This is a genomic window from Orbaceae bacterium lpD01, from assembly GCA_036251705.1.
Classification (GTDB): domain Bacteria; phylum Pseudomonadota; class Gammaproteobacteria; order Enterobacterales; family Orbaceae; genus Utexia; species Utexia brackfieldae.
Window position 1 is genome coordinate 1,703,224 of the sequence record CP133959.1, and the last position, 13,800, is coordinate 1,717,023.

A 13,800-nucleotide genomic window follows, 5' to 3' on the forward strand; every position below is an offset into this window, starting at 1 on the left:
TGACATTTGCTTGCAACCCTTATTACGCTAAAGCCTGTTAATTGCTGAAAAAAACAGCATAAAAAATGGACTAAGCGATTGGCCGGATTGTTCAACTCGGCTGGCACTATCCAATCTCAAATTAACACCATCATTAAACATAGCTTTCACCATTCTCTGCTAGCCGATCACCCGCCGTTTCTGTTATCATCAAGCCCAAACACATGGCAAACACAGGCAGAGGTCTTCATGTTTAAAAATGGTATCGTCATTGGTAAATTTGCCCCATTAACGCGCGGTCATATCAATCTGATTAATCTGGCCGCTTGTCAGTGTGAGCATCTTAAAGTGATTATCTCCTATGATCAGCGCTGGGTGGATAAACAGAATATTCGTGATCGTAAACGCTTAGGTTTAAAAAATCGGAAAAAATGGTTACTGCACACCTACAATGAGATTAAACATATCTCCATACATGTGATTGATGAATCAACCATTCCGGAATATCCCTACGGCCGCAAAGAGTTTGCTAAGTTGGTGAGCCCATTTGTTGAAGAGGATTGCGCGCTCTTTTCTGGTGAACCTGAAGAGATGGACTATATGCAGCAGTATCTGCCACAAATCACCCCCGTTTTAGTCGACTCTAACCGGACACGCGTGCCTATTTCGGCTACCATGGTGCGCGATAATATCTATAAACACTGGGATTATATCCCCTCGATTGTCCGCAAAGATTATACCATTAGTGTCTGTTTAATTGGTCAGGAAAGTACCGGTAAATCAACCATGGCGATGATGCTGGGCAAACTGTTTAATACCAGCTGGACAGAGGAGTATGGACGTACTTACTCAGAACAAGTCATTTTTATGGATGAGTCACTCTATGAAAGCTATGACTATGCCAAAATAGCCTATCGCAATAAAGAGCTGGAAGAAGAAGCGCTCAAAAACGCCAATAAAATCGTGTTTATTGATACCAATGCCTTTATTACTGAATATTATCATCGTTTATTTGAGGGTTACAGCAACCCGATTGTGGCTGCCATTGCACATAATGAGAACTATGATTATGTCATCTATTTAGCGCCAACCGTTAAATGGGTGGATGATGGATTGCGCGTCAATCCCGATCGCAGTAAAACCAACCCGCTCTTTCAAGCCCTGCTAGAAGAGTTTCCCAATCAATTACCCGAGGGGCGTACCCTATATATTGATTCAAATACCTATCTTGACCGGTTTAATCAAGCCGTCCAATTCGCCGATGATATCCTCAATATCGTCAATCAAGGTGACTACTAATCAGGTCATCAGATTATCATACTGGCTAGTGGCATGACCAAATCAACCCATCATGCACAGCTAGCCAGAATATCCATATTAACGATATCTGCACACACCCGTTTTTCCAAACATCATCCAGATTATCTTCTCACATAGTAACTCCATATGACGATTAAGCAGATTCATCATCAAATCAACCATGCCACAAATGATAAAATAGACCAGAACCCAAAATAAGAAGACCCCAGTCGGGTAGGCCATACTACGATGATTAACTTGAGTCGCAAAAAAATAAACTTATTAACCCGAACAATAAGCTGCCGGTCCCAAAATACCCAAAAAAGAGTTGGAGAACAGGGGCGGTATAATTAAGTCAGAGACAGAAACATTTAAATTTGAGTAAAATCAGGCAATTGAAAGACATCCGCGGCACTTATTTCGCCCCGATATTTCTCTATTTGAACCGTAGTCGATGCTTGATTTGCTTGGGAAAATTCAGAAACAGGTTGATTACTCACCAAGACATTCACATCACCATGCAGACATAATCGATTGATCAGTTGTGATGTATCAGGCGTATACCAGGCACCTTGCCGAATACTCATTACCCCACTTGCCACCCGTTCAGTTACATAAACACCAGCTAATATCTGACCGCGCTGATTAAAGACCCGCGCAATATCTCCGGTTTTAAGCCGCCGTCTGGCAGCATCGTCCGGATGAATCCAAACCGGTTCGCGCCCGGCAATATCGGCTGATTGGCCTAACGTGGTATTATTCAGCTGAGAATGTAGCCTGAGTGGTGAATGAGGCGTCACTAACCGCAATGGATATCCATCAGAGACTGAATTTGTTGCAAACCAGATCGGATGCCCCGGACAGTCTGGATAAGCTAACTGCGCTATCTGCTGTGAAAAAATCTCTATCTTGCCGGAAGGCGTATTTAAGCGATATAGCTGTGGATCTTGCCTAAAATCAGCGTGTTTGATTACGTTACTGACAGAAGGTTGCACAAACTCAAACCAGCCTTGTTGCCAAAAAGTCGCAAAATCAGGCATCTTGATACCTTTTTGGTTAGCATTTTGCAGCGTCTTATCATAAAAGTTCTTTAACCACTCCATTTTGGTCCGCCCTTCTGTAAAAGCCTGATACTGCTCATCACTAAAACGGCTCAAAATAGCGGCAAAAATATCGTAGTCATCCCAGGCTTGGGGGGGTTTATTGATTAACGGTTTCATGGCAATCATAAAACGATGGTTATTGGTCTTAACAATATCCTCGCGCTCAATATCGAGGGTAGCCGGTAACACAATATCCGCCATTTTTGCCGTAGCCGTCCAAAAAACGTCATGAACAATAAAAGTATCGAGCTTTTGCCAGGCTTGGATCATCAAATTGCGATCAGGATGATGATGAAATGGATTACCACCCGCCCAGTATGCCAGTTTCAAATCAGGATAAGTCACCTGACCACACTTATGGCTGATCGTCTGATTAGGATTAAGCAGGCAGTCAACAATCCGCGATACCGGAATAGTCTGGATGGGGCGATGTTGCCACTCACCGGTAATCTGGCTCTCCGCGCTGATACCTGTAAATGCAGCATAATATGCCAGATCGATTTTCGGTGCGCCATTATCAGAGTAGTGATACGAAAAGCCATAGCCACCACCGGGTAAACCGATCTGGCCAAGCATTGCTGCTAGTATAATTAACATCCAATGCGTCTGATCACCATGGATTGCCCGCTGCATTCCCCAACCCGCCATCAGCATGGTACGCTGAGTGATAAACTGTTTTGCCAACGCGATAATCATCTCTTGTGCAATACCAGTTTGCTGTGCGGCCCAAGCAGGCGTTTTTACTGTTTTATCTGCCGAGAAGCCCAGCACATCATCAATAAAACGTTCAAATCCAACCGTATGTGACTGTATAAAAGCCTTATCATATAAATTATTGGTATAGAGATAGTGAACCATCCCCATCATCAGCGCCACATCACTGCCCGGACGAATAGCCACATGCTGGGCATTAAAATAGTCCGCAGTCTCATGATAGACGGGATCAATACAGATAAAATCAAGCTGACGCGTCTGTGCCGCTTGTTTTAACTGAGCAAAATAGTCATAGCTCGTATGCTCTGAAGGTAACCAACCAATCAAATTGGTCACCAGTGGATTACATCCCCAAAAAACGATACATTCGCTGTGTTCAATCAGATCAGGATAATGGGTCAAGGGGGCTTTGGCTTCATCTTCACCGGTGATAAAAGGGGTAATAGCCGCTATCGCATGAGTTGAATAGTTTTCAGTAACATTCACATAGCCGCCAAGAATATTTAGCATTCGGCCCAATAGCACCGGTGGATTATGCAGTCCACCCGTGGTATGCCAGCCATAACTGCCACCGAACACCGCTTGTCGGCCATGCTGCTGATAAACTCTGTTTAGCTCATTAGCAATCAAATCTACAGCGGTGTCCCAGCTGACCTTGACAAATTTATCCTGACCACGCCGACTTCGATCACTTTGATAACCGTGCTTAAGATAGCTCTTCCGCACATAGGGAAACAAAATTCGATTTTTTGCACTCGCCCGCTCAACTGCCGCTTGCGTCATCGGTAAAGCATGCTGATCATTGGCAAAAGGGATTATCTGCCCGGTCTGTTCATCTTGTTGTAAAATTCCATAGTGGGTCGCACTTAACTTCAGTTTTTTCATCAATCATCACTCAATATTTTAGGATTAATCAGCCGGTCAATCACACGATATAAGCAATCAATTATCGATGATTAATCAGATACCTATCTACTATGATTGATCGAGCTTATCACAATTTTGTTATCATCATTAACCACTTGATTGATTTTAATAGCCGTATTGTTTTAAGATCGGTTAAAATAGCAAGCATGCGAGATTAACCATAACCACTAATAATATGAAAAAATTCATGCCACTTTTGCTCTTATTCCCCCTTCTGATCAGTTGTCATACGAATAAGGATAAGCAGATATCGGCCGCTTCCTCATGGTTACCAGATATGGCCACAGCGGAACTCGGCCGTTATCCCCTTGATGTCGCTGATATGATTTTAGCCTGGAATAACCAGCATTTATCCGATCCTGAATTAATCTCACAAGTCACTTTTAGTGAACCCCGTGCTGAATATGTTATTACCGACAGCGCTCATCAACAGGCTATTTTGGGTTATGCCGTCTGTGTTGAGATTGCCAATGTGAATGCCGCCACAGATGATAAGCCAAGCACACACTGGTATTTAATCTATAACGATGACATTATCCAGCATCGCCAGCTTTTAACACGCCAAGATTGGCAGTTAGATCCAACCCATCAAATTAATTGTCAGGATCTTAAATAGCGCCGCGCTTTCATAACTAACAGAATAAAAGCGGTTAATATAATTTGGCTTAAATTACGTTATTGGCCTAAATTAATTGTTCATACGCATCACACAATCTGAATATGATCATTTGGCTTGCCGCAGTGACTACCTGTGGCTTAGGTAGCTGCTGTACATAATGCTGTAAAATCTGTTGACCGGCTGGCCAAGCTTGATTATTTAAATCACACTGGACTTGCACAATACCTTGTCCCGCATGAGTAAAACAAATTTTAAGCCAGTTAAATTTGCGGTCAATCAGTTGCGTACGAATGGACGTATTGATTAAGTTAAAAAAGTGATCGGTTGCGGGGGAAACAGGCCACTCGCCGGATAAGAAAAGCTTGCCCAGTTTAGGATGAAACAGGATTTTTCGTTCATCAATCATCGCGATAAAATCCAAATCCGACTGATGACTTTCGGAAAAAGCGCCTTGAATCGGTAAAAAAACCACGCTAATAAAATAGTCTAGCGCGGTATTCACTTGTTTTTGTATCGTGTTTCCCCAACCGATAATATGTTCTTCAATATCGCCGGGTAAGTAGTGATTTTTCAGTCGCATACATAAATGCAAAGCGTTTAAATAAGTCTGGCTGTCATCAATCATCTCAACAACAATCGTGAGCTGCGACTCAATAATAATATGATGTTTATCCATGACGACATGATATTGCATGGCCACTAAACGATCTTTTAGGGCTTGTAGAAATAGCGTTTTAGCCTCTTGATGATCTGCCATTTTAGGGTGTTTAAATCGACTCAATAATCCCATCCCGCTTCCCCTTTTTTTCTAAATAATACGACGCACTACTGATTCACATCCACCACAAAACGCCCAGTTATCTCACCGGCGATCATCTGCTGGGCAGTGTCCAATACTTGGGATAATGAAATGGTTTTAGCGATTTGGGTTAAGTGTGTATGATTAAGGTATTTAGCCAATAAACGCCAGGCTTCTATTCGCTGCTGATATGAAGCCATCACACTATCAACCCCAGCTAAGGTTACGCCGCGTAAAATAAATGGCGCAACGGTTGAAGGAAAATCCATCCCTTGAGCAAGTCCACAAGCCACCACGACGCCTTGGTACTGCATCTGTGCGCAGACATTGGCTAGTGTAAAAGAACCGACGGCATCAATCGCCCCAGCCCACTGCTCTTTCTGCAGCGATTTACCTGCTGCGGATAAAGTCGATCTATCGATCACATGCTGTGCACCAAGCTGCATTAAATAGTCAGATTGTGCCATTTTTCCAGTAGCTGCTGTGACTTGATAACCTAGCTGTGAGAGCAGTGCAATAGCAAAAGAGCCGACACCGCCACTTGCGCCCGTCACCAGAATCGGGCCTTGCGTAGGCATTACGCCAGCATGGATTAATTTCATGACACAGAGTGCAGCAGTATAGCCGGCCGTGCCTATCGCCATAGTATCCCAGGCGGATAAAGCCATCGGTTTTGGGATTAACCAACGGCTATCTAAACGAGCATATTGTGATAAGCATCCCCAATGCTGCTCACCGACACCCCAACCATTGAGTACCACTATATCGCCGACGTGATAACGATTATCCTCGCTCTCAACCACCTGACCGACACCATCAATACCGAGTACTAATGGCGAAATTCTGGCAATGGGACCTCGGCTGGTTATCGCTAAAGCATCTTTGTAATTTAATGAAGAGTAATCGACTTTGATAAGTACATTGGCTTGCGGTAAATCCTGCTGATTTAATGTGGCTATTTCCACTTTAGCCGGTTCACTTTTTTGGGCTGATTTAGTGAGTAGTAATGCGTGAAAAGTCATCGTTAATTCCTCAATAAGAACCGGATCGCTAATCTATCCGGATTAAATTTATCTGGCTATATTAAATGATCCTGGTCGGTTTGGATTCAAAAAAATAAAATTTTATTATGACTGCCGCTCGATTAATAAAATCTATAACCAAATCATCTGACAACTCATCAGATCAATCGACCAGATCGACATTGCCCTTTTCATTTGATTCAATTCATGTACAATCGACGTTGTTAACCCAATAGGATAACGTTATGTTATATAATAACAAATCAAAAAAACAGGCCGAACATTTACACCATCATACCGCAGATATCCATCAACATACGCATGATCACGTACATCACGATCATGAAGAGAGCGATTCAATCCCCCCGATACCTGACACCGCCGAGCAGAATAATCCCATCAACGCGGTGGCTGCTGATCAGCAATATAGCTGGAAAATCGCTGGCATGGACTGCATAAGCTGTGCAAAAAAAATAGAAAATAGTCTTAAATCACTCCCAGCGGTGAGCCAAACGCGCCTGATTTTTGCGACTGAAAAATTAGTCGTTACGGCAAACAGTTCAGATCCTAGCTTGGCCACTCAAATTGAGGAGAATATTCGTCGTTTAGGTTTTATGCCAACACGTTTAGATGCAAAGGTTTCAAGCGAGGCAGATAATCAGCATCACGATCATGACGGACATAATCATTCACATATGCTCAATAAGCGTAGCATTGTGAATTTGGTCATCCTCGCGGTATTGATTGTCATCAGTACCCTTATCACGCTGTTATGGAGCCCCTCACTGGGTAACTATGCCTTTATCCTCAGTTCGCTATTTGGTCTGTACCCTATTTTAGGGAAAGCCTGGCGATTAATCCGTGCCGGTAGCCCTTTTTCGATTGAAAGTTTAATGTCGATTTCGGCGCTCGGTGCACTGTTTATTGGAGCCGCTGAAGAGGCTTCAATGGTGTTATTCCTATTTATGATTGGTGAAATGCTTGAAGCCTTAGCCGCTAATCGTGCCAAAAAAGGGATATCTGCTTTAGTCGCCTTAATGCCAGAAGAGACCATCAAAATTGAGGACGATCTGCGTCGTGCGGTATCGAGTAGATCATTAATACCAGGTGATATTATTGAAGCAGCTTCCGGGAGCCGCTTACCTGCCGACGTGCAGCTCATTAGTGCGATGGTCACGATTGATGAAAGTGCATTAACTGGCGAATCAATGTCGGTTGAGTATCGCCGCGGCGAGACTATTATGGCGGGCTCAATGGTGGTGGATAAAACAGTTCAGTTACAAGTGGTGTCAAAGTCAGGTCAAAATGCCGTCGATCGCATATTACAACTGATTGAAAATGCTGAAGAGCGAAAAGCGCCGATTGAACGCTTTATCGATAAGTTTAGCCATTACTATACCCCAGCAATCGTGCTATTAGCCGTACTGGTGATGAGTATTCCCCCCCTGTTTACCGCGCAAGATTGGTATCCCTGGATTTATCGTGGGTTAACCTTGTTGCTCATTGGCTGTCCCTGTGCGCTGGTCATTTCGACGCCCGCCTCCATCACCTCAGCATTATCGACCGCAGCACGAAATGGGGTGTTAATTAAAGGTGGCGTCGTGCTTGAACAGTTGGGCCATGTTCAGACCATGGCATTTGATAAAACCGGCACCCTCACCGCAGGAAAACCACAAATAACCGATATGATCAGTGAGTCACTCTCTGAGCAGACACTTTTGCAAACAGCGGCAGCCGTTGAAGTGGGCTCTTCACACCCTCTGGCTAAAGCGATCATCCAGAAAACCCAAGCACTTGAAATAACCATTACCGAGGCGAGGGAGCGACAAGCCATTGCCGGTGTGGGTATTAAAGGATTAGTCAACGATGTACTCATTTATGTTATCTCACCCAATAAAGCAGCAACCCTTGATCTTGCTTTGAGTGATACATGGCTAACACGGATAGCCCAATTAGAGAATCAAGGTAAGACCGTTGTCTTGATCGCCAATGAGTCACATATATTAGGACTGATTGCTTTACAAGACCAAATCCGTCCAGAAGCTAAAGCGGCCATCGCGCAGATCAAATCACTAGGGATTACCCCGATTATGCTCACCGGTGATAATGCCCGATCCGCTCAGGCGATAGCGACCGAGTTGGCAATCGATTTTCGTGCACAGCTTCTGCCCGCTGACAAGCTGGCCGAAATTGAAACACTCAGTCACACCTCAGTCACCGCAATGATTGGTGATGGCATCAATGATTCCCCAGCGATCAAAGCCGCAACCGTAGGGATTGCCATGGGCGAAGGCACTGATGTCGCACTCGAGACGGCGGATGCAGCACTGAGTAAAAATAATCTACTCAGTGTACCTAAACTGATTCAATTAGCGCGAGCGACTAATCGAAATATTCGACAAAATATCAGCTTAGCCTTAGCGGTAAAAGCCATTTTCTTGATCACCAGTATCTTAGGGATGACTGGACTTTGGTTCGCCGTGCTGGCTGATTCAGGCACCACCGCTTTAGTCACCGCTAATGCGTTACGTTTGTTAAAATTTAAACCTAGATCATAATTCACCGATAATAAAAAAGCCCTGATTAACTGAGTCAGGGCTTAAATCGAATAAGATGTGGTATGTTTAGCGGCAATCAGCGCGAGAGGTGCGCACCGAGCGAACAATCAGCAGCCTCAATTTACTCAGTAGAAAAAAGCTTCTTTTAACAGACTAAAAGCAATATAGAACATCAGACAGCCTACAGCAAAATCAAGGATCACCCACATTCTCTTCTGTTTGAATAGTGGCGTTAATAATCTGGCACCATAGCCAATTCCATAAAACCAGATTGCCGAAACACTTACAGCACCAATTAAAAATAGTAATTTCTCTTCATAGCTTAAAATCGCCGTCACGCCGCCCACAATGACCACCGTATCAAGATAAACATGCGGATTAAGTAGTGTTACCGCAAGCGTACTCAATACGACCCACCTTAACTGAGTTTTCGGTCTATTTTCAGTATCTATCTGCATATAGCTATCGGCACGATATGCGCTGCGCCAAGAACGAATCCCATAATAGATTAAGAATAACCCGCCTAACAGGGCTAAAATCTGGGTAGCGAGTTTACTTTGATTAATCATCTCACCTACCCCCAACACGCCAACCGTCATCAGCAAAAAATCAAAAACAAAACAGATAGTACAGACCCAAAAAATATGATTGCGTAATAGTCCCTGTTTTAAAACAAATAAATTCTGAGCACCAATAGCAATAATTAAACTGCTGCATACTATTGCGCCACGTAAGATCTCATTTATCACACTACGCTTCCTATATTTTATTGATATCACGAATCAAACACAGTAAGAAGCTATTATAATATTAAGACGAACCTCTTCACTACTATTATTCTTTGACAGCCAATACTATTGGCCATACCGATATTTGACGTTTAAGCAAATGAACACGACTTTTTCGTGTATAACCCTCAAAAATCCCCTCAGCAGAATATTGCGTATTATTGCTAAAAATCAGCAAATTAACTCAATATTAGCGTCGCCCTATCATGCGTATTGATTGATTTCCGCAATAAAATCAAACACCTATAATACATTGATTTTATTGCGGAATTTTTATAATCAGAAACTATAAAACCTCACCCGGATTCTGTTACAATATCAGCAGTTTTTACAGCAAAATTATCTGTCTTAAAGGGTTTAACATGATCACATCTGATGCTAATAGTGCCGTCTCTTCTGTCGCCTATCGAACCAATGAAATAATTGCTATCTATCCCATCACGCCAAGCTCTACGATGGCAGAGCAAGCCAGTAGTTGGGCTGAATTTAATAAAAAAAATATCTTTGGTGATGTGCCTAGAATCATTGAAATGCAATCAGAGGCAGGCGCCATTGCGACGGTACATGGCGCACTACAAACCGGTGCGCTCGCAACAACCTTCACCTCCTCGCAGGGATTGTTGTTAATGATTCCAACCTTATATAAACTGGCTGGGCAATTGACGCCGTTTGTGTTGCATGTTGCCGCCAGAACGGTTGCTACCCACGCCTTATCAATTTTTGGTGATCACTCTGATGTGATGGCCGTGCGCCAAACCGGATGCGCTATGCTGTGCGCAAGCTCGGTACAAGAGGCGCAAGATTTTGCCTTAATTGCTCAGATAGCGTCGCTCAATAGCCGTTTACCCTTTATTCATTTTTTTGACGGTTTTAGAACCTCACATGAAATAAATAAAATTCAATCACTCAGTGATGAATCAATCAATAAACTGCTGCCCTATCAAGCGATGGCCGAACAAAGAAAACGTGCCTTAACGCCAGATCATCCGGCGATTCGCGGCACGTCGGCTAATCCAGATACCTATTTTCAATGCCGTGAAGCGGTTAATCCCTATTACAATAACGCTTATCAGCATGTTGCAGAGGCTATGGCTGCTTTTGCCGCTGAAACCGGTCGTCACTATCAACCTTACGAATATTATGGCGCAGCCGATGCCGAGAGGATCATCATTTTAATGGGTTCGGCGGTCGGTACGTGTAAAGAGGTGATTGATGCACTACACGGACAAGATCAAAAAGTCGGTATCTTAGTGGTCAGACTATTCCGACCCTTTTCAGCGCAAGCTTTACTGGCGGCGATTCCACAAACAGTCAAAAAAATCGCGGTACTCGATCGTACCAAAGAACCCGGTTCACAAGCAGAACCGTTATTCCTTGATATCATGAGTGCTTTCGCTGAAGCGGCGAGTTATGGTGAACGTGATAGCATGCCCCTGATTATTGGTGGCCGCTATGGCTTATCATCAAAAGAGTTTGACCCGCGCTGCGTACTGGCTATCTTCAATGAGTTACAAAAAACCCGACCGAAGCCGCGTTTTACTGTCGGTATCTATGACGATGTCACCGGCTTATCGCTCCCTTTACCCGAGGAGTCTATTCCGCAAAAATCGGCGTTAGAGGCACTGTTTTATGGATTAGGCAGTGATGGCACCGTTTCCGCCACCAAGAATAATATTAAAATTATCGGTAACAGTTCACCATTTTATGCCCAAGGCTATTTTGTCTATGATTCGAAAAAAGCGGGCGGCTTAACCGTTTCTCATCTTCGGGTCAGCCTTGAACCAATACAGTCAGCCTATCTAATTAGTCAAGCGCATTTTATTGGCTGTCATCAAGATCAATTTATTGATAAGTACCAAATGGTGGAAAATTTGCGTCAAGGCGGTACTTTCCTACTCAATACCCCTTACAGTAAAGCAGAGATCTGGCACCGTTTACCGAAAGAGGTGCAGGCCACCTTGATCAAAAAAGAGGCACGCTTTTTTATTATCAATGCAGCTAAAATTGCCCGTGAATGTGAGCTAGGTGCACGTATCAATACGGTAATGCAATCCGCTTTCTTCTACTTAGCTGAAATCTTCAAAAAAGATTTTACCCTCGAGCAGCTAAAAGACGTGATTGCCAAAAGCTATAATAGTAAAGGCCAAGATATTGTCGAAAAGAATTGGAAAGCACTCAGTATGGCGGTCGACTCTTTAATCGAGATCCCACTACAATGTGTTGATAGCAGTAGCACGAACCGTCCGCCGATTGTGCCTTATGATGCCCCAGATTTCGTCAAAGCGGTGACAGGTATCATGTTGGCTGGTTTAGGTGATACGCTGCCAGTGTCAGTATTTCCACCTGATGGTACGTGGCCGGTTGGTACAACGCAATGGGAAAAACGGAATATTGCTGAAGAGATCCCTATCTGGCAAAGTGATTTATGTACACAGTGTAATCACTGCGTAGTCGCCTGTCCCCATGCCGCCATTCGCGCCAAAGTGGTACAGCCCGACGAGATGGCCAATGCACCAGCGACTTTGCAATCGTTAGAAGTGAAAGCCCGCGATATGAAAGGACAGCGTTATGTATTACAAGTTGCCCCGGAAGATTGTACCGGTTGTAATCTTTGCGTTGAAGTATGCCCGGCACGCGATCGTAACGATTTCAGTATTAAAGCCATAAATATGCAATCTCGCATTGATAATCTGGCGGTCGAAAAAGAGAATTTTGACTATTTCCTCGCACTGCCAGATCGAGACATCAATACGATAGAACGTATTGATATTCGTACCTCGCAACTCTTAACACCGTTATTCGAATACTCTGGTGCTTGTTCCGGCTGTGGTGAAACGCCTTACATCAAATTACTGACACAGTTATATGGTGATCGTATGGCGATAGCCAATGCAACCGGTTGTTCATCGATTTATGGCGGCAATTTGCCTTCAACTCCTTATACGACCAATAGAGAGGGACGCGGACCTGCCTGGGCTAACTCCCTGTTCGAAGATAATGCCGAGTTCGCACTGGGTTTTCGTTTAACTTATACCCATCATCAAAAGAGAGCATTACGCTTACTCGATGAACTGGCACCGGAATTACCGGCAGATATCGTTTTTGCGCTGAAGTCAAATGATACCACTATTGCCGATAAGCGTAATTTACTCGTTCAATTACGCGGTCAGCTCACACAACTCTCTTCGCCTGCAGCAGCGGAGTTATCCCAAGATGCCGACTATCTGATCGAAAAATCCGTGTGGTCGATTGGCGGTGATGGCTGGGCTTATGATATCGGTTTTGGCGGTTTAGATCATGTGTTAAGTCTGACTGAAAATATCAATATCATGGTGCTCGATACACAAGGTTACTCCAATACCGGCGGTCAACAATCAAAAGCGACCCCGATGGGAGCAGTGGCCAAATTTGCTGAGCTGGGTAAAGCAAAAATGCGCAAAGATTTAGGGGTGAGTATGATGATGTATGGTCATGTCTATGTTGCCCAAATTGCTTTAGGAGCACAGCTCAATCAAACGATAAAAGCGATTCAGGAAGCTGAAGCCTATGACGGCCCGTCCTTAATTATTGCCTACTCTCCTTGCGAAGAGCATGGCTATGATTTAGCCTACTCACACGAACAGATGAAAAATCTGGTGAAATCAGGTTTCTGGGCACTCTACCGTTATGATCCTCGTCGTCTGATGGAAGGTAAACCAGGGCTAGTATTAGACTCCAGACCACCAGCTATTGAAGTGTTGAATGAAACGATCTTAAAAGAGCAACGTTTCCGTCGTTTATCCACGCTTGAACCTGAGATTGCCCAAGCACTACATCAAAATGCCGCGCTAGCGATTTCAGCAAAATATAAACTGCTGGAAATGTTATCTAAGCATGTCGAGATTGAGATCCCACCAGAAATCGATCCGGCTTAATGAATATCAACATCAACAAAAAGCGCGCTCATTGCGCGCTTTTTTATCACTTAAAAATCGACTTCGATTATCTTTAAT

8 protein-coding genes are annotated in these 13,800 nt (G+C 43.8%); 4 read left to right on the forward strand and 4 right to left on the reverse strand.

Annotation, left to right across the window (positions count from 1 at the left end; genetic code table 11):
* The first annotated feature begins 87 nt into the window (after nt 1-87).
* Nucleotides 88-1,278 (forward strand): multifunctional transcriptional regulator/nicotinamide-nucleotide adenylyltransferase/ribosylnicotinamide kinase NadR, encoded by a 1,191-nt coding sequence (gene nadR, locus RHO15_07650; GenBank protein WVD64986.1) that lies wholly within the window; start codon nt 88-90, stop codon nt 1,276-1,278.
* 371 nt (nt 1,279-1,649) lie between these two features.
* On the opposite strand, the gene RHO15_07655 is transcribed toward nadR, so the two are convergent.
* The gene (locus RHO15_07655; GenBank protein ID WVD63350.1) at nt 1,650-3,980 is read right to left on the reverse strand and encodes a molybdopterin-dependent oxidoreductase; all 2,331 of its coding nucleotides are present in this window, start codon (nt 3,978-3,980) and stop codon (nt 1,650-1,652) included.
* 229 nt (nt 3,981-4,209) lie between these two features.
* Here RHO15_07655 and RHO15_07660 point away from each other — a divergent pair, with 229 nt between their 5' ends.
* On the forward strand, nt 4,210-4,638 hold the full coding sequence (locus RHO15_07660; GenBank protein ID WVD63351.1) for a hypothetical protein: 429 nt from the start codon (nt 4,210-4,212) through the stop codon (nt 4,636-4,638).
* Between the two features lie 67 nt (nt 4,639-4,705).
* Here RHO15_07660 and RHO15_07665 read toward each other — a convergent pair whose 3' ends face one another.
* Nucleotides 4,706-5,431: a DUF6348 family protein gene (locus RHO15_07665; GenBank protein ID WVD63352.1), complete on the reverse strand. Its 726-nt coding sequence runs from the start codon at nt 5,429-5,431 to the stop codon at nt 4,706-4,708.
* A 35-nt stretch (nt 5,432-5,466) separates the two neighbouring features.
* Entirely contained in the window at nt 5,467-6,462 is a 996-nt protein-coding gene (locus RHO15_07670) for an MDR family oxidoreductase (protein ID WVD63353.1), read from the reverse strand.
* A gap of 245 nt (nt 6,463-6,707) precedes the next feature.
* Between RHO15_07670 and RHO15_07675 the strand changes: the two genes are divergently transcribed.
* Nucleotides 6,708-9,020, forward strand: coding sequence for a zinc/cadmium/mercury/lead-transporting ATPase (locus RHO15_07675; protein WVD63354.1), 2,313 nt, complete (start codon nt 6,708-6,710; stop codon nt 9,018-9,020).
* 125 nt (nt 9,021-9,145) lie between these two features.
* On the opposite strand, the gene RHO15_07680 is transcribed toward RHO15_07675, so the two are convergent.
* Nucleotides 9,146-9,769, reverse strand: coding sequence for a LysE/ArgO family amino acid transporter (locus RHO15_07680; protein ID WVD63355.1), 624 nt, complete (start codon nt 9,767-9,769; stop codon nt 9,146-9,148).
* A gap of 401 nt (nt 9,770-10,170) precedes the next feature.
* Between RHO15_07680 and nifJ the strand changes: the two genes are divergently transcribed.
* Nucleotides 10,171-13,722: a pyruvate:ferredoxin (flavodoxin) oxidoreductase gene (gene nifJ, locus RHO15_07685; protein WVD63356.1), complete on the forward strand. Its 3,552-nt coding sequence runs from the start codon at nt 10,171-10,173 to the stop codon at nt 13,720-13,722.
* The last annotated feature ends 78 nt before the right edge of the window (nt 13,723-13,800 follow it).

Bases quoted from the DNA above. Each gene is read 5' to 3' on its own strand.
- RHO15_07670 (WVD63353.1), bottom strand. From the start codon at position 6,462: ATGACTTTTCACGCATTACTACTCACTAAATCAGCCCAAAAAAGTGAA.
- RHO15_07655 (WVD63350.1), bottom strand. From the start codon at position 3,980: ATGAAAAAACTGAAGTTAAGTGCGACCCACTATGGAATTTTACAACAA.
- RHO15_07665 (WVD63352.1), bottom strand. From the start codon at position 5,431: ATGGGATTATTGAGTCGATTTAAACACCCTAAAATGGCAGATCATCAA.
- RHO15_07675 (WVD63354.1), top strand. From the start codon at position 6,708: ATGTTATATAATAACAAATCAAAAAAACAGGCCGAACATTTACACCAT.
- nifJ (WVD63356.1), top strand. From the start codon at position 10,171: ATGATCACATCTGATGCTAATAGTGCCGTCTCTTCTGTCGCCTATCGA.
- RHO15_07660 (WVD63351.1), top strand. From the start codon at position 4,210: ATGCCACTTTTGCTCTTATTCCCCCTTCTGATCAGTTGTCATACGAAT.